This is a genomic window from Photobacterium sp. NCIMB 13483, from assembly GCF_003025475.1.
Taxonomy (GTDB): domain Bacteria; phylum Pseudomonadota; class Gammaproteobacteria; order Enterobacterales; family Vibrionaceae; genus Photobacterium; species Photobacterium piscicola.
The window spans coordinates 1-20338 of the sequence record NZ_PYLV01000002.1; the positions used below are offsets into that span (position 1 = coordinate 1).

Sequence of the window (20338 nt, forward strand, 5' to 3'; positions counted from 1 at the left end):
CTTGAAAAACGTTTTTAGCGAGATCAATACAAATAGTGCTAGGCTTATTCATGGTATGGGCTCCTTTTTGGTTGACGCTATAACTGTAGCTGACAATGTCAGTAAGGTGGGGAGTCCATACCATTGAGGCTATCCGTGATCTACTCAACGTGTGCTTGAGCCTAAAAGACGCCAATAAAACACGTAAAATTTCACAGATAAACACTAACTCTACAACGCGTGGATAATAGATTCCCTATCGCCCTCATAACCAGTTTTTAGTTAGTCAGAGTGTGAGTTAACTTGTGATTACCAAGCGACTTTGTCATTACGATAACTACCAAGGGAATATGTCGGGACTCAATTAGCCACCCATTTCATATAACACCAGATATCTACCGAAGTTATAAACTGATGAATGACCTCTCTTTTAGTTATTTGACGGTAATATTCAGAGCAGCCATGATAAATAAATCAAAAAGCTAACATTCGCTTTATTGCTTGTTAGCTTTTTATATCCGCTATCTAACCCGACTTAAAAATCGGCATCGACCTCAAACACCATTGGCTCACCAGTGACGGGGTGGGTTAGGCCAAGGTATTGTGCATGCAAATGTAAACGCTCTGCTTTTTGACCATATAAGTCATCACCGACAATTGGCATGTTCATACCGTTGTGGTGGGCTGAGTGAATGCGTAGTTGGTGAGTGCGGCCTGTTTTCGGGTAATAATAAACCTTGGTTTTACCGTCTTTACGCTCAAGAACCTGCCACTTTGTGAGTGCAGGTTTACCGTGCTCATAACAGACTAATTGGCGTGGACGATCATCTAAATCAACCCGCATTGGTAAGTTAATCTCACCGTGATTCTGCTCGGCAATACCATCTAATAATGCCACGTAACGTTTTTCTGCGGTGCGTTCAATAAACTGTTTTTGCAAGGCTTTATGCGCATCTTTGGTAAGCGCAATGACTATTAGCCCTGAGGTTGACATATCTAGACGGTGCACAATCAGAGGGCTATCACTGTCAGGGAACATCGTTTGCATGCGGCTATAAACTGAATCGGTGATGGTTTTACCAGGAACTGAAAGAAACTCTGCCGGTTTATTGATAACCACCATCGCATCGTCTTGATACACAATCTCTAACTCTTTGCCTTCTGCTGGATTTTGTAATAGCGGATTTGCATCAATGTTAAGGCCAGCCAACATATGTTGAAGAATCGGTTCGCATTTGTTTTTGCAGGCTTCATAAAAGTATTTATGTTTGCGAATTTGCGCAGCAGGTGAGGCTCCCCACCAAAATTTAGCCATCGCTAAAGGCTTCAGGTGTTGCTTAAAGGCATGCTGAAGTAATTTAATGGTGGCGCAATCTCCCGCACCTTGTGGCGGTGTTATACCACCAAAGAGATCATTTAAATCTTGTGTTTCGCCATACTGATTTAGAAATTGATATTGTGCGTAGCGCTGTTGTTGTAATGCAGCCGTTAAGCTGTCGTATTCTGATTTGAGTAAGGTCAACTCTGCCGTATCAGCTTGTAACTTATCGCTAATATCAGCCAGTGTTTGTGTCCACTGCTGGCGAATGGTTTTCTGTTGGTGCTTATCAAACGCACTTTCACGGGCTAAGCGATGGAATTCTTGAGTCATGAATTCGCTATCGTTACTTTTCTCCGCCTCTTTGCGTTGTAATTTACGTTGTTTGCGCTGTTCGATCATCTGTAAGCGAAATGATTCAGCGGCTAACTCTGCTTGAGTTTGAGCTGTTTGATACTGCTGTTGTAATTGAATGTAGCTTGGCTTGGATTCAATTACGGTTATTTTAGTCATCACTTCATCAATCGATGCTTGTTGAGCTTGAATTGCTGGGGCGATGTTTTGCTCATCACATACTGGCGGAACAAAATGGGGTAGATGGGTTAGATTGGCAATCTTGTCTGAAAATGCCGATAAATAACCAAGTTCACCTTGTTGGTTTTGAACCAATAACACCCCAAACATGTGACCAATCGCATCATTATTGTCCAACCCAAAATTATGCTGCCATTGATCTTGAGTCGCGATATGTTGTTGTAACTCTTGAGCCGCTAATACACATAATGGATGAGGTGTGTAGCAAAATGGAAACGTAAAACGCTCAGGTAGCGGTAGCGTATCAATAGCGGCAATGAAGCGAGTAAAATGATGATTAGATGCGTGCATGATGGTATCTATTACGAACAAGGGCGGCGATTCTAGCATTTTTAACGTTAAAATTCGAGTTAACGTAAGCTTCCTATTTTCTTGAGTATTCAAATATAATTTTTGATGAAATTTATTACTTCGTAATTGGATATATATTAAAGAACAAAAATTGAATATTAATATTACTTTTTTATGATAGCGACATTTTAAAACTTTAGGCTTATAGTCAATTCCAGATATTTAAGATAATTACTGAGGTGTATCATGAGCTTAAAAATCAAATGTGAACATATGGAATTAACTGATTCAATTAAATCATCAGTTGCTGGTTATATTGAAGAAATGATGGTTATTGATCCTGAGTTTAAACATATTCATGTTGATATCATCAAAGAAGATACAGGTTATGCTGTTGATTTAAAAATGGATACAGAAGAATTTAATAAAGTAAGTGCTAAAGCTCATAATGTAAATTTAGATGAGTGTATGAAAGAAGCATTTTTTCATTTTGAAAAAGTAATTGAAAAGAAAGAGGCTCACCAATAATAGGTGGCGCGAACAAGAATAAAGAAAAGGCTCTTATTTGAGCCTTTTTTATTATGTATTAATTGGTTATTTTAGAATAAGAGGGATCGTAAAAATAAAAAGAGAATACAAAATTAATTATTGATCAGTTGACGGGTTGTAACTAAACAAATATCAGGTAATTGATCAGTTAAAAAAGCCTGTTTGCCTTTAATTCGTTTACTATTTAAAACGTAAGTTCTGTCATTGAGTTTGCCTTGAAAATCCCATTTACTGAATGCTTCGTGGCGTGCATCTGAACAAGATGTTTGTAATACATAACTTTCAGTTACCGATGTATCACAACCTCCGGCTATATTTTTTACACCATGAAAGGTGACATGGCTATCACGATCTCGATAGCTGGTTACTGCCAGTGCATTGAAGAGGTGAACATCAGTTGTATTACCGTTATAAGATAAAATACGATGTGGATTTGTCTTCAATGTTACTTCCGCTAATTGTATTAATTCACTTGAACATGAGTTGTGTTGATGCTCAAGAACACTTGCCATTGACGTTTTGGCATTAACTGGTGCAATAAACACACTAGGCAATAAGCAAAGACCGGCAACTGCAATCTGCACACTTTTCATATTACCTTCTCCGAATTAATACTTTTTAATTGGCACGACTAAAAGCTGTACATCGAACTGCTTACCATTATCTTGTTGCATGGTCACTGTGATCACTTGATTTGGTTTAAGGTCTTGTTTGACACCCATAAACATTAGGTGATATCCCTTGCTTGCAAGAATTAGGTTGCCATTGGCAGGGATCTCAAGTTTATCCACTTTACGCATTGCCATCGTATTATCACGCATAAACATACGGTGAAATTCTGTATGTTTAGCAATAGCTGTACTCGCGCTAACGAGAGTGATTGCTGTATCTCCATTATTGATGATCTTCATGTAGCCTGCGCTGACACTTGCACCAGGGATCGTGGCTTTTGCGGTTGCATTTTCAATTGTTAATGTGGAATCTACTTTTTGAACCTCAGTGTAGTTTTGCTGAGATTGAACATGGTTGTCTGCATGAGTTACATCCGCTGCAAAAGCCGTAGCATGAAAACAACTCATTAATAATGCAAGGTATAAGGCACTTCTTTTCATTGTTATCTCCTATTTTTTAGCAATGGTTTTTTCATAAATACGTTCAATGCCCGCAGCTAATTCGACTGGGGTAGTATTGTGGCTCATTGCCCCCACTAACTTGCCTGTGTCATCAATAATGTAAAAACGTGAAGAGTGATCGACGGTATAGCTTAATTCAGATGATTCCATATCAACAATGTCAAAATAAACACCATATTGTTTCGTTAAAGCGTCTATTTGTTGGTTGGTACCGGTTAAGCCAATAACACGATCATCGAAGTATTTAGCGAATTTATTTAATGACACTAAATCATCGCGTTCGGGATCGACACTGACGAATAATCCTTGTACATGTTGATAGGTTGCAGGTAATAAGCGTGAAAAAGCCGCTGATAATGTTCCCATGGAAGAAGGGCAGACTTCAGCACAGTTTAAAAAACCAAAATAGAGCACCACAATATTGCCTTTAAATTGATCAAGGCTGACATTACCGTTAATACTGTTTAGTTCAAATGGACCGCCAAGATCTTTTAGCGGTTTTACATTCTCACCAACAGGGGTTGTGGTGTTATAAATATAGCTTCCCATTAAGGTAGCGAGAAACAGAGCGCCAACAAGAAGCACTATTTTAGTTGGGTTTTTAGTCATGAATGAGGCTCCATTACTACGGTAGGTAATGCATTAACTTGATAGTCATCAGCAATGGTCTCAGATGAAAAATCAAGTGAAATTAACGTACAAAACACCATGATATTGAAAATGGAACATAACAGCATTTTTTTACCCCACTGAGCATTAGGGACTTTTTGATAACCTACTTTGGCAATATACAGCCAATGTAAGCTCACTAATCCCATTCCTAATGCATACCAGCTACCCGCATAACCAAGATAAGTCAGTGTTAATGCTGCCATCGCAAAGGCAATGATATAACCAATAATATGGTAACGCGCACGAGCAATGCCGATTTCAACGGGTAAAACCGGAATTGAGGCTGATTTGTAATCATCGAAACGGTAAATTGCAATTGCGTATGAGTGAGGTATTTGCCATAAGCAGAATGTAATAAACAGTATTGCGGCACCGCTATCAAATTGGCCTGTTACAGCGCAATAACCGATAACGGGAGGACAAGCTCCTGATAAGCCGCCAATTAAGGTACCGTGAATTGATTTACGTTTGAAATAGAGGCTATATAAGCCAACGTAAACTACAAAACCAAGCACGCCAAATTGAAAGGCAACGGTGGAAGTGTATTTATAAAGTGTAAAAAATCCGCCAACGCATAATATTGTTGCCCACATTAATGCATATGAGACGGGAATGATTTTTTTGACTAATTCTCGCTCACAGGTACGTTTCATTAATTTATCAATATCTATATCGATGACATTATTGAACACGCAACCTGATGCAACAATCAAGGTGGTACCAATACAGACAGCTAAGAGTAATACGCCATCAATATTACCTTGAGATGCCAGTAATACACCACCGATGGCTGCAATGAGATTGCCACCGATAATGCCCGGTTTGGTCAGTTTCAGATAAGGTTTAATCATAGAACCTCCTTGATCAATGACCCATTAGCATGTTGTGGTTTAAGTGATCCATGATCCACAACGAACCAATAAGAATAATAGCCACAATAACGACCACGAATACAGCTGACGACGTATTCCACATTTGTTCAGACGAGGTGTTCATATGCAGGAAGAACACCAGCTGGACTAATATCTGTGCAACAGCGAACACCATGATCACGCCAATAATAAACTGGGTCGAACCGACGCCAGCCATCACCATTGCAAAAGGTACTATGGTTAAAATAATAGAGAATACTAGCCCTCGAACATATTCTTTTACGCTGCCGTGAGCTTGGCCGCCTTGACCATGCGCCGTTGAATGTTCGTTAGTCGAGTGTTGGTTAGTTGAATTGCCCATTACAATACTCCCATTAAGTAAACTACACTGAACACACAGATCCAGATAACATCAAGGAAGTGCCAGAACAAACTTAAACAGGCTAAACGTGTTTTATTCTCTGTAGAAAATCCGTCCCTTTTAAAATGGAACACCAATACAATCATCCACATTAAGCCTGCAAAAACGTGGAGTCCGTGAGTGGCAACTAAACCGTAAAATGCTGACCAGTAGGCACTACTATGGAACGTCGCGCCTTCACTAGTAAAATGATAGAATTCATACAGTTCCATGATTAAAAAAGACAAACCAAGCCCAAACGTAATGGCTAACCATTTGAACATACCTTTAATGTCTTCATGGTTGGCTTTGAGCATTGCCATGCCGAATGTAAAGCTACTAAACAGTAATAGTGCCGTTTCTGTTAATACAAAACCAAGATTGAACAGTTCCTTAGGTTCAATTAAGCCAGCAAAGCTATTTGAATAAACAGCGTAAACTGCAAATAAAGTACCGAATAATAAGCAGTCGCTGAGGATGTAAATCCAAAAGCCAAAAATAGTATCACCAGCATAGTCGTGATGGTCATGATCATCGAGTTCATGGCTGTCGTTAGACTGAGCAGGGACATTGAGATTAAATGTATCTTTTACTTCTGTAGTCATCATTACTCTCGCCCCTTATGCTATGTAATCAGCTGGTTTTAGATCGGATGGATCGAAATCATCATCATCTTTCCCATCTTTGTGTTCGGCGGTCTTCTCACCACGTGCTTTAGCAAGATGTTTACGTTCAATTGCTTCCACTTCAGAGACTTCAACATAGTAATCTTTACTGCGTTGAAAGCTGTAAACAATCCAAGAAGCAATCATGCCAACGGTTCCAGCAATGACCATCCACCAGATATGCCAAATGAAAGCAAAACCAAACATCAATGAAAACATACTGATAACCACACCTGCCCATGTATTTTTAGGCATATGGATTCGCTTATAACGTTCAGGCTTTTGATAAGCTAGACCATGCTCTTTGGCGTAATGATGTTCGTCACGATCATGAATCTTAGGCAGTAATGCAAAGTTATAAAACGGCGGAGGGGATGATGTCGCCCATTCTAATGTACGACCATTCCATGGATCACCAGTAAGATCTAGGTTCTGTTTTCGATCACGAATACTGACGAATATTTGGTAGAACTGAACTGCAATACCTGCCGCAACAATACAGACACCAAAGGCTGCTACCCATAAATAAGGCGCCCATTCTGGATTATCCGCGACATTTAGACGGCGAGTCATGCCGTTAAAACCAAGCACATAGACAGGCATAAAGGCCACGAAGAAACCGATGGTCCAAAGTGCACATGAGATCTTACCAAGACGTTCATCAAGGGTGAATCCGGTGGCTTTCGGGAACCAGTAAGTAAGGCCAGCAAAGTAACCAAAGAGCGCGCCACCGATAATCACGTTATGGAAGTGGGCAATAACGAATAAGCTGTTGTGTAGTACAAAGTTAGCCGCAGGGATTGCAAGCATTACTCCCGTCATACCACCAATGGTAAAGGTGATTAAAAACGCAATTGTCCACCACATGCTAGCACTGAACTCAACCCGTCCTTTATACATGGTAAACAACCAGTTAAAGATTTTAACTCCGGTTGGAATCGAGATAATCATGGTTGCAATGCCAAAGAAGGCGTTAACACTTGCGCCTGCGCCCATGGTAAAGAAGTGATGCAGCCAAACAATAAATGACAACACCATAATTACCATTGTTGCCCACACTAATGATGTGTAACCAAATAGACGTTTGCGTGAGAATGTCGCTGTAATTTCAGAGAAAATACCGAAAGCAGGCAACACCAAAATATAAACTTCAGGGTGACCCCATGCCCAGATTAGGTTGACGTACATCATTTGGTTGCCACCCATATCAGTGGTAAAGAAATGGGTACCAACATAACGATCGAGTGTTAGCAGAGTTAAGGTCACCGTTAAAATAGGGAAGGCAAGTACAATCAGTGCGTTGGCACACAGTGATGTCCATGTGAACACCGGCATTTGCATCATTTTCATGCCTGGTGCACGCATACGAATAATAGTAACAACAAAGTTAATACCCGTTAATAATGTCCCTATACCTGATATTTGCAGTGACCATAGCCAATAATCAACCCCGACCCAAGGGTTAGCATCCATACCTGAAAGTGGTGGGTAGGCTAACCAACCTGTTGCGGCAAATTCACCAACAAACAAAGAGAGGTTAATTAGAATAACGCCAACAACGAATAGCCAAAAGCTTAAGGAATTCAAAAATGGAAAGGCAACATCGCGAGCACCTATCTGTAATGGCACGATAATATTCATGAGACCCACGACAAATGGCATCGCAACGAAGAAAATCATGATCACGCCATGGGCAGTAAAAACTTGGTCGTAGTGTTCTGGTGGTAAATAACTGGCATCAATTGTTGATGCTGCCTGTTGAGATCGCATTAGTATGGCGTCAGAAAATCCCCGTACGAGCATTACCATTGACACGATGATATACATAATGCCTATCTTTTTATGATCGACAGAGGTAAACCATTCACTCCATAAGTAGTGCCATTTTTTCTGATATGTAATCAAGCCTAATAACCCTAGTCCGCCAAGCACTACGGCTATCATGACTGGGAAAACGACTGGATCGGTAAAGGGAATTACATCCCAATTTAATTTGCCGAAAATCGGATCCGCTTCGGCGTATACATCTCCTTTATAGGCCATTTTGGACTCCTGCATGTTTTTCAATAATATCTTTGAATTTTAGCGGTGCGACAGAGGCAAAGTATGTGACTGGATGGGGCTTTGAAATTTGCTCTTTGGCATTGGCTGTGAGTTGATCGTAACTGTTGTTATTTAAAACAAGTTCTGATGCTTTGACTTTTTGAACCCATTCTTTAAATGCAGCATCTTTAACTGCATGGGCTTTAAAGCGCATGTTAGCAAAGCCATAACCGCTGTAATTGGCGGAAATACCGCGATAAGAACCTTCCTCTTTAGCCATGAGATTTAAACGGTTTTCCATACCAGCCATTGCGTAAACTTGGCTACCTAGTTGTGGAATAAAAAATGAATTCATGGCGGTATCGGAAGTGACTAAAAATTTCACAGGGCGATTAACGGGTAGTGCTATTTCATTGACTGTTGCAATTTGTTGTTCTGGGTAAATAAAAAGCCATTTCCAATTCATAGCAACTACTTGAATGGTTAATGGTTCTTGATCGGAAACTATCTCTTTTCTTGGGTCAAGTGAGTAAGAGGTTTGGTAAGTGATCCATCCGAGTGCTAAAACGATCAAGCAGGGGACAGCCCATACAACCGCTTCTATTTTGGTTGAGTGTTCCCATTCAGGCGTGTATTCCGCTTTTTTATTGCTATGGCGGTATTTATAAGGAAAGTAAATCGTCATAAATAGCACCGGTATGATAATAATCGCCATCAGAAGAACAGATGTAATGATTAATGATGACTGAGCTTCACCAATGCTGCCTTTTGAATCAAAGAGCACCATGTTGCTGCTAGTAAAAAGGGTCACCAACAATAATACTGAGAGTAATGTAAGCAGGATGATGATCATCTTCTTACTTCGGATTATTTTCATTTTTCCTCCGTGAACTTGATTACTCATAACAAAACAAAGTAATAACTGTTACTGGTTAATGATTTTTTTGTTATCCAATATTTGTTAATTTGTTGTTATTGTATCATTTCAAACAATGAAAAATAACACTCTGATATATAATATTTAATTGTATTTAAGTAGTAAAAAGCATCGAAAAGCAGTTTTATTGTCATCTTTAGTATGTTAAATGGCTAATTTGCTACTGCATTGTAAATTTCATCTCACTATTCTTGATCAATTTAAGCGAGTAATAAAATGCTTATTTTACCAAAATGTATTAAAAATGTTAAAAATTGAACGTGGGTTATATTTTTAACAATAAATTTTATGATTAGGAGTTAAGATACTTTTTGATGTGGCTAAAAAGTAATCAAAAAGTAAAGGTTTATCCTAAAATGAACTGTTTAGTTTAAATTGATTGACAGAGACCTGCATTGAGCCTAAATTACACTGAACTGTTTAGTTTATTTTATGGGGTGGATCAAAGTAGGAATGGACGCAGACTTATTGCAGTCTAAATGGGTTGTGTTAATCGATGGTTGGGTCTTATTCAAAATACAAATCACAATAGTATTACGAATGTAACGGTATTGATTTGGATACTGTTATTGAGGATGACAGAAAATAAATATTGGCGGTTAACTAATCAGGAAAGATAAAGAATAGTGTTATTAAATCGTTAACGTATTTATTAATATATAACTGTGATTAATATATAAATAAGAAAAACATAAAATGCAGACTAATAAGTTTTGGTGAGTTTTATATATTTTTTCATTAATAGATTTTTCAGAGATTAAACGTTTGTGTTTATTTTTCAAAAGTATATTTATGAAATCTTATCAATCAAATTAGTGTTATTTTTATGCTTAATTTAATAGAGATTCAATTTAAATAAATCATTATACTCATCGAGTCCAATGACAATTAAACATAATAATGGAGTCAATATGTCTAATAGTATTTTTAGTGCAAGTAATGTAATTAAAGCTTTTATTGGTGGTTTCCTTGGTACGTTAGCTTTTACTTTAATGGGTAAATTTATTGCACCACACCTTATTGGACATTCAATGAATGTTGCCGCTATTATTGCTCATATGTTGGGTACGTCTGATAGTGTTGGTCTGATGATGCACTTTATGGTCGGGTCAATTATATTCCCTATCGGCTATTTACTTATTGGGTATAAATATCTACCAGGTCCTGGTTGGTTACGTGGTATTATATTTCTAATTCCAATTTACCTTATTGCGATGACTGTTGTTATGCCAATGGCAGGTAAGGGTATGTTTTTTAATAGCATTCCTATGTCAATGGTTGCTTTGATGGGGCATATGGTCTTTGGTTTTATTTTAGGATTGGTTGTTGGTACACCTAAAAAATCAATCAAATAATAATTATAGTTGTTATTAATAACAACTTGTCTTGTTATTCCATTTTTCACATAAACACTAAAGTGTTATTTTTATTATTAGTATTCATGTTTAATTAAATCGAGATTTATTTGAAATAGATAAACATGTTTGTTAAAAATAAATAGTATATTTATTAATGATCTCTAGCGAGGGTTCAAAATGACAACTTCAATAAAACTTAATGCGGGTGATCTATTCCCAGCAACAGAAGTAACATTACTTGATGGTACTTCTGTTACTTTAGGTAAGCCACAAAGTAATGCAACATGGCAGGCTGTATTTATTTATCGAGGTAAACATTGCCCATTATGTACAAAATATCTAAATGAATTAGAAAATTATAAACAAAAGTTATTAGACTCTGGTGTTGAAATTATTGCTGTTTCTGCTGATTCGAAACAACAATTAGAAGAACATATTGAAAAGCTAGCGATTAGTTTTCCTATTGCTTATGGTTTAACTGAGCAACAAATGCAAACATTGGGATTATATATTTCAATTCCTCGTTCAGAGCAGGAAACCGATCATAACTTCTCTGAGCCGGCATTATTTGTTATTAATGAAAATGGTGGATTGCAGGTTGTTGATTTATCGAATAATCCATTTGTTCGACCAGAATTAGAATCTTTAGTAAATGGTATTGGGTGGATTCGTAATCCAGACAATAACTATCCTATTCGTGGTACGTTTAAATACTAAGAATTAAAACACCAGCCCAACAAAGGTTGGTGTTTTTCTATCTATAATAAAAGGAAGGGGTCACATTACTTAAGTGCGTTGATTTTAGAACCATCATTGTTACGCCTAATCTACAATAGTTTTATTACTTTTCAAGAGATTAACGTTAATACTGTATTCTTTATCAATATATTGGGTACTATAGGAATAATCTTTATTATTGCAGTGAAAATGTTATGGCTCAGAAAATGACGATGGCTGATATTTCAAAACAGCTTGGAATCTCTAAAATGACAGTGTCACGTTATTTTAATGGTGGCTATGTGTCAGAAGAAAATCGGGTCAAAATTGATGCGATTGTAAAAGAAAATCACTATACCCCAAATAAATTTGCACGTTCTATTCGTAGTCAATCTAATATTATTGGTTTTATTGCGCCACGAATTGAGTCTTACACGACGAGCTTAGTGATTAAAGGTGCGTTAGCGGCTGCAAATGAGTCTAATGCTCGAATGTTATTTCATGCGACAGGGTTTAGCCATGAATCAGAGCGTCAAGCGGTAAGTGAATTTAATGGCCTTAATGCTCTTGGTACTATTGTTATTGCTTCAAAGCACAGTGTTGAAGAGCCATTTTATAAAAAATTAGAAAACCTGATTTTTATAGGTAAAGCTATTCCTGATCATTGTTGTTTATATTATCCAGAACAAGCGGCGATTACGGCACTCGTTTCTCATACTATTCATCAGTTACAACAACAGCAAGCCCCCTTTACAGCTATACATTATATTTATGATGCGCGTATGTTGTCATCACGTACTCTATTGATGCAAACCACGTTGGCTTATATTGCACCGACCTTACCGCATTCATTACAAGCATTAGCTGATTCTGAACAAAAAGAATCTTATCAATCAATTACATTGAAATCTAACCATGTTTACTTTTGTGCTACTGATAATATTGCGATACGTTTATACCGTCGAGCCAAAGAACAACACCTCAAAATAGGGCATGATATTTGGGTGATAGGTATTGGCGATTATGATTATAGCGACTTGTTAGTGCCTAGTTTAACAACGGTGGCATTTAATTATTATCAAATGGGTTATCAAGCAGTGAAGAAGCTAATCAAGCGCGATTCAAGTTCTTGTGAAGGCCAATTTGAATTAAAAATTAGAGAAAGCTCTCAGTTCATTTAAAAACCTTTTGCATATCACTACATTCGATCTTACCGTATGTGTTATCGGTAACATATACAAATATGTAGTATACGTTTAGTAAGGTTAAATGGATGAATCACCCTAATAATACGTCAGCAACATCGCTTGCATGGTGGAAAGCCGCCACTGCTTATCAAATATATCCACGTAGTTTTTTTGACAGTAACCAAGATGGTATTGGTGATATTGCTGGCATTATTACTAAGCTTGATTATTTAGTTGAACTTGGTATTGATTTGGTATGGATTTGTCCATTTTATCAATCACCTAATGATGATAATGGTTACGATATTAGTGACTATCAAGCTATTCATCCAGATTTCGGTAGTCTTGCCGATGTTGATCGCTTAATCAGTGCTGCACATGATCGCGGTATTCGTATCATTATGGATTTAGTGATTAATCATACCAGTGACGAGCATCCATGGTTTATTGAATCACGCCAAAGCAAAACTAATCCTAAGCGTGATTGGTATATTTGGCGCGATGGTAGTGCTCCAACCCCGACAAGTCCTACCAATGCTCCTAATAACTGGGAAAGTATATTTCATGGCAGTGCGTGGCAATATGATGAGGCTACTGCGCAATATTATTTGCACTTATTTTCTAAAAAACAGCCAGATTTGAATTGGCAAAATCCTGAAGTAAAACAAGCGTTATTTAGCATGATTTATTGGTGGTTAGCGCGCGGCATTGATGGTTTTAGAGTGGATGCTATTAGCCATATTCAAAAACAACCGGGCTTACCATCATTACCTAATCCAAAGGGTGATGATTATGTGTCTTCGTTTGATTACCACATGAATGTTGATGGTATTGAGCAGCACCTATATGAACTGCGTGACCAAGCTTTTGCTCCTTTTGATATTGTAACTGTTGGTGAAGCCAATGGGGTTGAAGCACAAGATGCATTAACGTGGGTGGCTGAGCCTACTGACAACGATAAAGGTGGCGTCTTTAATATGATTTTCCAATTTGAACACATGAAGTTGTGGTCAGAAGAGCAAAATCGTGAGCAGTTTGATTTGGTGGAATTTAAGCAAATTTTAACCCGTTGGCAAAATGCGTTAGAAGGTAAAGGGTGGAATGCTTTATACCTCGAAAATCACGACCAAGCTCGTAGTATTAATACGTTTGCAAATGCCAATTATTGGTATGGCAGTGCCACCGCATTAGCTGCCTGTTATTTTCTAATGAAAGGTACGCCGTTTATTTACCAAGGCCAAGAAATCGGTATGGTAAATCATACGTTTTCTACATTAGATGATTTTAATGATGTATCAGCTAAAAACTTAATCATTAAATTACAGCAGCAAGGAAAAACAGATCAACAGATATTAGAGTTGCTAAACCAAGTTTCACGTGATCATAGTCGACTCCCAATGCAGTGGAATACGCAGGCATTTGGTGGTTTTTCTGAGGTCGCACCTTGGCTGGTAGTTAATCCTAATTACACCGATATTAATGTTGAACGACAACAGCGCGACCCGCACTCGATTTTACAGTTTTATAAACAGTTAATCGCCCTTCGAAAAAACAACCCAAGTTTGATTACAGGTCGCTATCAATTATTACTAGAAAATGATGCCCATATTTATGCTTATCAACGGATTGAATCAGATCTGACGTGGACGATTATTACGAATTTAAGTGATCACGATACCAACGTTGATCTTGATATTACTCAGCTAGGGGAACTCATTCTCGATAATCAAACGCCAAATAATGACACCGCCCGTAGTGATTTTATGGCGACACAATTAGCGCCAGCTTATGCGGCTTATGTGTTTGTGAAAAAACAATAGTTATATTTATGGCAGGTCAGTGATGACGTAAACCTGCCACCTCAATCAAGGAATTAGTTATGAGTAAATTGCTTTCGTTTGATTTTTGGCAACGGTTCGGTAAATCACTGATCGTTGTGATCGCCGTAATGCCTGCTGCTGGTATTATGATTTCGTTAGGTAAAGTTGTCGCTATGTATGCTGGTGGCATTGGCGCTATCGAAACTCTTGGCCATATTATGGAAAATATTGGCTGGGGCGTGATTGTTAACTTACACCTATTGTTCGCCGTTGCAATTGGTGGTTCATGGGCTAAAGAACGTGCAGGCGGTGCGTTTGCTGCCGTGATAGCTTTTATACTGATTAACCGCACTACTGGGGTTATTTTCGGGGTTAATGGCGGCATGATGAGTGATCCTCATGCAACGGTCATGAGTCTGTTTGGTTCTGAGTTGCCGGTCTCTCAATTTTTCACCACTATTCTAGGCGCACCAGCACTGAATATGGGAGTATTTATTGGCATCATCTCAGGCTACTTAGGGGCTAATTTATATAACCGTTATTATGATTACTCTCGCTTACCTGAAGCGTTAGCGTTCTTTAATGGCAAACGCTTTGTGCCTTTTACGGTGATTTTCTATTCGGTGATCATTGCGTTTGTACTTGCCGTTGTTTGGCCATTAGTACAAGGTGCATTAAATGAATTTGGCCAATGGATCGCAAATTCAAAAGATAGCGCACCGATTGTTGCTCCGTTTGTTTACGGTACCTTAGAGCGTTTATTACTGCCATTTGGTTTACACCATACGCTAACTATTCCAATGAACTACACCGAGCTGGGTGGGGCATATCAGTTATTAACCGGACCAAGTGCAGGTTCCAGTGTTTATGGTCAAGATCCATTATGGCTTGCATGGGTGAGTGATTTAAATAATCTTAAATTAACCGATCCTGCGGCTTATCAACATCTACTTGCGACGGTTCACCCAGCACGCTTTAAAGCAGGTCAAGTGATCATTGCTGCGTCTTCTTTAATTGGTATTGGTCTTGCCATGTACCATTGTGTTGATAGTGATAAGCGTCTGCAATATAAGCCAATGTTCTTCTCAGCTTGTTTAGCTGTATTGCTAACAGGTGTCACTGAGCCGATTGAATTTATGTTCATGTTTGTTGCACCGGTATTGTATGTAGCCCATGCGATATTAACCGGATTGGCTTTTGCGCTGGTAGATTTGATTGATTTACGTGTGCATGCTTTTGGTTTAATTGAATTGATTACCCGTGTTCCAATGATGATTTCGGCGGGCATTGGTGGGGACTTAATTAGCTTTGTGATGGTGTGTATTGCCTTCTTTGCGATTAATTATGCTTTATTCCGCCTGCTTATTATTAAATTTAATTTACCAACCCCTGGACGTGCAGGTAATTATATTGATGAGAAAGCCGAAGGGATGTCACAAGACGATAAGCTTGAAATTATTATTCAAAACCTTGGTGGTCGTAGCAATATTGCAGAGATTGATGCGTGCATGACACGTCTACGTATTACGGTTAAAGATCCTGCATTAGTGGCTGATTATACCTTATGGAAGTCAACGGGTGCATTAGGCTTAGTGATTAAAGATCAAGGGGTTCAAGCTATTTATGGCCCAGGTGTTGATGTAATTAAGTCAGCGTTGATAGATAAGTTTGCAACGGCTTAATCCGCTGCTGTGAAGAATGACATTATGATAAGCGTAGGTAAACACTGCGCTTTTATCTCAATACATCATTAGTAAGTGAATGATTTATGAAGTTATTGACATTAAATACTCACAGTTGGCAAGAATCAGATCAATTACAAAAGTTAGCCATAGTTGCTCAAGCCATTATTGATCAAGATTGTGATGTAATTGCATTACAAGAAGTTAATCAACATCATCTTAGTGCAACCATAAGCGATAAAATATGCAGTAATTATCCTGTGCATAGTGATAATTATGGTTATTTATTACAGCAAAAATTAGCTGAATTGGGGCATGATTATCAATTAACTTGGGATTTTGTTCATCAAAGCTATGAGGTTTATCAAGAAGGCTTGGCCTTTTTAAGCCGCTTACCCATTATTGAGCATCAAGTGATCGATTTAAGTGATAATTATGATGTCAGTAATTGGAAACATCGTCGTGCTGTACGTATTAAAGTGGCTTATCAACAACTAGAGTTGGATTTTTATAATTGCCATTGTGGTTGGTGGAATGATGAACAAGGTTCGTTTGCTGATCATTTAAATCGAATTACAGTGACATTATCACCACGATTGAGCTTCTTATTAGGTGATTTTAATAACCCTAGCCATATTCGCGATCAAGGTTATGATTATGCGTTACAATGTCACTTATTTGATTGTTATGCTATGGCAGAAACGAAAGATACAGGTATAACAGTTGTTAAAAATATTGATGGCTGGCAGCAAAATAGTGAATCATTACGATTAGATTATATTTTTAGTAATCAACCACTACCTGTAATAAAACATCAAGTTATCTTTAATGGTGATTTTTATGATGTGGTATCTGATCATTTTGGGGTACTTACTGATGTCAGTATTTGCACTGAATAAATAACCATTTAATTTTTTAATGAAAAAGCTCAAAGCTATACTATAGTTTGAGCTTTTTGTTGTTTATCTCATATCAACATCAGTGATTTCAGCATCAATAAAGTAACGCTCAGCTTTTGGTACATCAAAGATAATTGGTTTACCTTGATGCTGTGTTTTAGGACGGAAATAGGTGTCTGGCATACGGTTAATTGAGCGCCATACAGTGAACTCGTCCGTGGCTATTGTTTGGCCGTCACTATTACTTAAACGTACTTTCATGGTGACATTGACCACTGATTTCGAACTTTGGTTTGTCATCATGGTTGGAATAATCAGTGTGCCATTTTCGTAATGTGCTGCCGTTAATAGAACGTCCATGCCACTGTCACTGAGTTGTTGAATAGCTTTCGTTGTCCCTAATTCAATTTCAACACCTTTGGGAGCACTAATAATTGGAATTGCTACCGCTGATGTTGTAATAACAGGAATAGCCGTTTCTGTTGGAGTTGTTGTTTTGATTGCTGGGCTGGTGGTTTGTTCATTGGGCTGTGCTTTATATTGCCAAGTAAAGTTATCGTGCAGAATAACTTGGCGTCCGTCTTTAAGTGTGATGGTTTGATCCGTTGCCCATGCTGAACTTGAAGCCATTAAAGCAATAGCAATACCGCACAGTTGCGTTTTTTTTAGCATTATTCTGTCCTTAACTTCTGATGCTTTTAAGAATGTAATTCTAACAGTTTTAAAGCTAAATAACGTTAATTCCGTTATTGATAACTGTTAGTAAATATAAGGGGTAACTAACGTATAAAAAAAGCCAGCACAATGGCTGGCTTGTAGACAAAAACGGCGCTGTTATCTGAACAATAATGCCGTAATATTATTGTGCTTGATGGTTGATGGCATTAAGAAAAAGTGCGATTTCTTTTGCTAGTAATGCGATTAACTGGTCATTATTAAGGCGATATATCTCATCTTCGATATAAGTAAAAGACTGATAAATCAACTGTTCTTGCTTAGAAATATGTTTAAATAACTCAGTATGATTTAAGGTCTGTTGCAGCAGCTGTTGAAGTTGTATTAATGAATGAGTCGCACTTTTTATCTCAGATTCTATTTGAGTGTTGAGTGTGATTTGCTCTTTATTTTCATTTATTTGGGTTAATATTCGTAAAATAATATTAGAACTACGGCTACAAAGAAGAATGTGTTCACTGGTTTGTGAATTACGTTGTGGTTCGCCTAAATATCCCATCCAGTGATCAAATAGGTTGGTATCGTAGACCACACAATCTTGAAAATGACGCTGTAACTTTTCAGAGTGCTGCGGATCTTTATTTGATAAGTAAAGATGAAAGCTAACCAAGTAATCGGTATAACCTTTGATAGTGGTTGATAGCTGGGTTGGAAATGATTTCTTTTGCCAACCGGGCGTTAGAATAAATACAAAAATAAGAGGAATAAAGACGCCTAATACTGTGTTATCTAACCGCGGTAACATAATGTTGTCTCCCTGCCCATTAAGCGAGAAACCAGCAAAGACAAATAAAGTAACGAAGAAGACTGCAAACCCATAATGTCGAGCAGAAGTATGAAAAAAGAGAACTGCAGCAATACAAAATACAAAAGGTAAAATGTCTGTTGATACTTGAAAGTGCAGTAACCCACCAACCATGATTAACCCACAAACGGTACCTATAAGACGTTGTAGCAATCGCGTCCATGTCATTGATAAATTAGGTCGTAATATTAACAAACTGGTCATTAGCGTCCAAAAACCAAAATCAAGATTCAGTGAACGTACAATAATAAGGCCAGTAGTAAGACTTAATGTACCTCGAAGTGCATGACGGAAGTAACTTGATTTTAGCGTCATTTGGCTTACGAGTTTTGAAACAATGTCTTGCCATTTCCAGGTGAGAACAATGGGTTTAGATACGGTTTGCTTAGCGATTGTAACTGACGTTGATTTGTTTTTAAGCTCTTGTAATAAAAGATAAATAATATCCAGTTTGTTAATAAACGAATGTGCTGTTATTGCTTCGTCTTGTGCTTCTTCGGCTATCTGATATTGGCGAAGGGCTTTGAAATCGATGTCAGGTAGGGGTAAATGGTGCACATTATTAACACTAACTTGTGCTAAATATTGACTAATATATTGATTTACTTGGTGAATGTTCTCTAACCATTGAGGGTTATATTGTTTTAATAATGGTGTTGGCGTAAAATACATTAAGCGTGTTTGTTCGTTAATACGCTCTGCTATTTTTAAAAAACGATAAATATCTTGTAATTTAGCGCTATCTTCACCGCAGCAAAATTGTTGATGAATACGGTATTCAAGCGTATGCGACAAGGTCGCTATTTGAGAGCGAAATTGAGCAGATTGAATAAAAAGCTGGTTTTTATCTGTCGCAAGGATAAAACCTTGATCATGAAGCATGAGTTTCTTTGCTAATATTTGATAAAGATCTGACAAAATATCTTTTGATTCTTGGTTTGGCAGAAAATATATCGCTAGTATTTGCCAGAAAATATACCACATAGCCCCTCCTGTAAGCCAAACAGGAACCAACCACACAGGACGACCGTCTAAGTGTAATAACATCGCGTAAATGGCTAATAGAATAGCGGCAAACCCAATAGCACCTAATCGAGGCGTTAATACCGCAAGCATAAATAAGGCAAAGCTAACAATGGCTAATGAACCAACAAAGAGTAATGAATGTGGAAAGACAACTTCGATGCCTAAACTGATACAGAAAAAGAGGGGTAAGGCTATCAGAAAGTCATAGATACGGTATTTAGTCACACTAGAAGTATCAGCAAAGCCACAACTTATACTGCCTAGTGAGAAAGCAATCCCCATAGTGACATGTCCCATTAGAAATAATGGAATAGAACAACTGACAAAACTGAGTGCCGCGATGTTGGTTCTTAAGTTTAAAAAAGTGCGTAGTGATGGGTAACGAAGCAAAATATTTGATTGGATCATGGTTAGCACGATAGTTTAAAGTACATAGACGAACTTATAATTTATCGCTTGTTGGTATGTTTAGCCAGTGCAGCAGCTAGTTTTTTAATAATAGAGGCTGATGTTGTTAATTTTTATTTTCTTAAAAATCAGAAAAAGAGTAATGCTATGTACGTATTTGGCATTGAAAAATACGAATCAAAATAGAAATTAAGCATAAATTAATTCCCATTCTGCAATCAAAATAAAAAAAGATTTTTTTTCTATTT

Annotated in this window: 18 protein-coding genes; 7 read left to right on the plus strand and 11 right to left on the minus strand. The window is 37.7% G+C overall.

Features of this window, described 5'->3' with window-relative positions:
* Positions 1-514: 514 nt before the first annotated feature.
* On the minus strand, positions 515-2182 hold the full coding sequence (locus tag C9I86_RS01860; protein WP_107275451.1) for an RluA family pseudouridine synthase: 1668 nt from the start codon (positions 2180-2182) through the stop codon (positions 515-517).
* Positions 2183-2428: 246 nt separating this feature from the next.
* On the opposite strand from C9I86_RS01860, the gene C9I86_RS01865 reads away from it, so the two are divergent.
* Complete coding sequence (locus C9I86_RS01865) at positions 2429-2710, plus strand: methionine sulfoxide reductase (protein ID WP_107275452.1); 282 nt, start codon at positions 2429-2431, stop codon at positions 2708-2710.
* 113 nt (positions 2711-2823) lie between these two features.
* Here the strand turns inward: C9I86_RS01865 and C9I86_RS01870 are convergent, their stop codons facing one another.
* From C9I86_RS01870 to cyoA, 8 genes are read right to left on the minus strand one after another with little or no spacing between them, the layout of a single operon-like run.
* A complete protein-coding gene (locus C9I86_RS01870) occupies positions 2824-3324 on the minus strand; it encodes a hypothetical protein (protein WP_107275453.1) in 501 nt (166 codons plus the stop codon).
* Positions 3325-3339: 15 nt separating this feature from the next.
* Positions 3340-3843, minus strand: coding sequence for a copper chaperone PCu(A)C (locus tag C9I86_RS01875; RefSeq protein ID WP_107275454.1), 504 nt, complete (start codon positions 3841-3843; stop codon positions 3340-3342).
* A 9-nt stretch (positions 3844-3852) separates the two neighbouring features.
* Complete coding sequence (locus tag C9I86_RS01880) at positions 3853-4473, minus strand: SCO family protein (RefSeq protein ID WP_107275455.1); 621 nt, start codon at positions 4471-4473, stop codon at positions 3853-3855.
* On the minus strand, positions 4470-5387 hold the full coding sequence (cyoE, locus tag C9I86_RS01885) for a heme o synthase (RefSeq protein ID WP_107275456.1): 918 nt from the start codon (positions 5385-5387) through the stop codon (positions 4470-4472). Before cyoE ends, C9I86_RS01880 begins: the two co-directional genes overlap by 4 nt.
* A gap of 13 nt (positions 5388-5400) precedes the next feature.
* Positions 5401-5769, minus strand: coding sequence for a cytochrome o ubiquinol oxidase subunit IV (gene cyoD, locus C9I86_RS01890; protein WP_080155840.1), 369 nt, complete (start codon positions 5767-5769; stop codon positions 5401-5403).
* Entirely contained in the window at positions 5769-6413 is a 645-nt protein-coding gene (gene cyoC / locus C9I86_RS01895; RefSeq protein WP_107250276.1) for a cytochrome o ubiquinol oxidase subunit III, read from the minus strand. The genes cyoD and cyoC overlap by 1 nt, the downstream gene beginning before the upstream one ends.
* A 15-nt stretch (positions 6414-6428) precedes the next feature.
* Positions 6429-8516 (minus strand): cytochrome o ubiquinol oxidase subunit I, encoded by a 2088-nt coding sequence (gene cyoB / locus C9I86_RS01900; RefSeq protein ID WP_107275457.1) that lies wholly within the window; start codon positions 8514-8516, stop codon positions 6429-6431.
* On the minus strand, positions 8506-9393 hold the full coding sequence (gene cyoA / locus C9I86_RS01905) for a ubiquinol oxidase subunit II (RefSeq protein WP_107275458.1): 888 nt from the start codon (positions 9391-9393) through the stop codon (positions 8506-8508). The genes cyoB and cyoA overlap by 11 nt, the downstream gene beginning before the upstream one ends.
* Before the next feature lie 971 nt (positions 9394-10364).
* Here cyoA and C9I86_RS01910 point away from each other — a divergent pair.
* The 6 genes from C9I86_RS01910 to C9I86_RS01935 all read left to right on the plus strand — a co-directional run bounded on the left by C9I86_RS01910 (position 10365) and on the right by C9I86_RS01935 (position 17116).
* Entirely contained in the window at positions 10365-10808 is a 444-nt protein-coding gene (locus C9I86_RS01910) for a DUF6789 family protein (RefSeq protein WP_080155843.1), read from the plus strand.
* Positions 10809-10988: 180 nt separating this feature from the next.
* Positions 10989-11528: a redoxin family protein gene (locus C9I86_RS01915; protein WP_080155844.1), complete on the plus strand. Its 540-nt coding sequence runs from the start codon at positions 10989-10991 to the stop codon at positions 11526-11528.
* A gap of 215 nt (positions 11529-11743) precedes the next feature.
* The gene (locus C9I86_RS01920) at positions 11744-12709 is read left to right on the plus strand and encodes a LacI family DNA-binding transcriptional regulator (RefSeq protein WP_107275459.1); all 966 of its coding nucleotides are present in this window, start codon (positions 11744-11746) and stop codon (positions 12707-12709) included.
* 92 nt (positions 12710-12801) lie between these two features.
* On the plus strand, positions 12802-14535 hold the full coding sequence (locus C9I86_RS01925) for an alpha-glucosidase (RefSeq protein WP_107275460.1): 1734 nt from the start codon (positions 12802-12804) through the stop codon (positions 14533-14535).
* 59 nt (positions 14536-14594) lie between these two features.
* On the plus strand, positions 14595-16217 hold the full coding sequence (locus C9I86_RS01930; protein WP_107275461.1) for a PTS transporter subunit IIBC: 1623 nt from the start codon (positions 14595-14597) through the stop codon (positions 16215-16217).
* 86 nt (positions 16218-16303) lie between these two features.
* Positions 16304-17116, plus strand: a complete 813-nt coding sequence (locus tag C9I86_RS01935; protein WP_199190729.1) for an endonuclease/exonuclease/phosphatase family protein — start codon at positions 16304-16306, stop codon at positions 17114-17116.
* A 63-nt stretch (positions 17117-17179) separates the two neighbouring features.
* Here C9I86_RS01935 and C9I86_RS01940 read toward each other — a convergent pair whose 3' ends face one another.
* Positions 17180-17788, minus strand: coding sequence for a DUF3157 family protein (locus C9I86_RS01940; protein WP_107275462.1), 609 nt, complete (start codon positions 17786-17788; stop codon positions 17180-17182).
* Between the two features lie 187 nt (positions 17789-17975).
* Positions 17976-20090: an FUSC family membrane protein gene (locus C9I86_RS01945; RefSeq protein WP_241956831.1), complete on the minus strand. Its 2115-nt coding sequence runs from the start codon at positions 20088-20090 to the stop codon at positions 17976-17978.
* Positions 20091-20338: the final 248 nt, after the last annotated feature.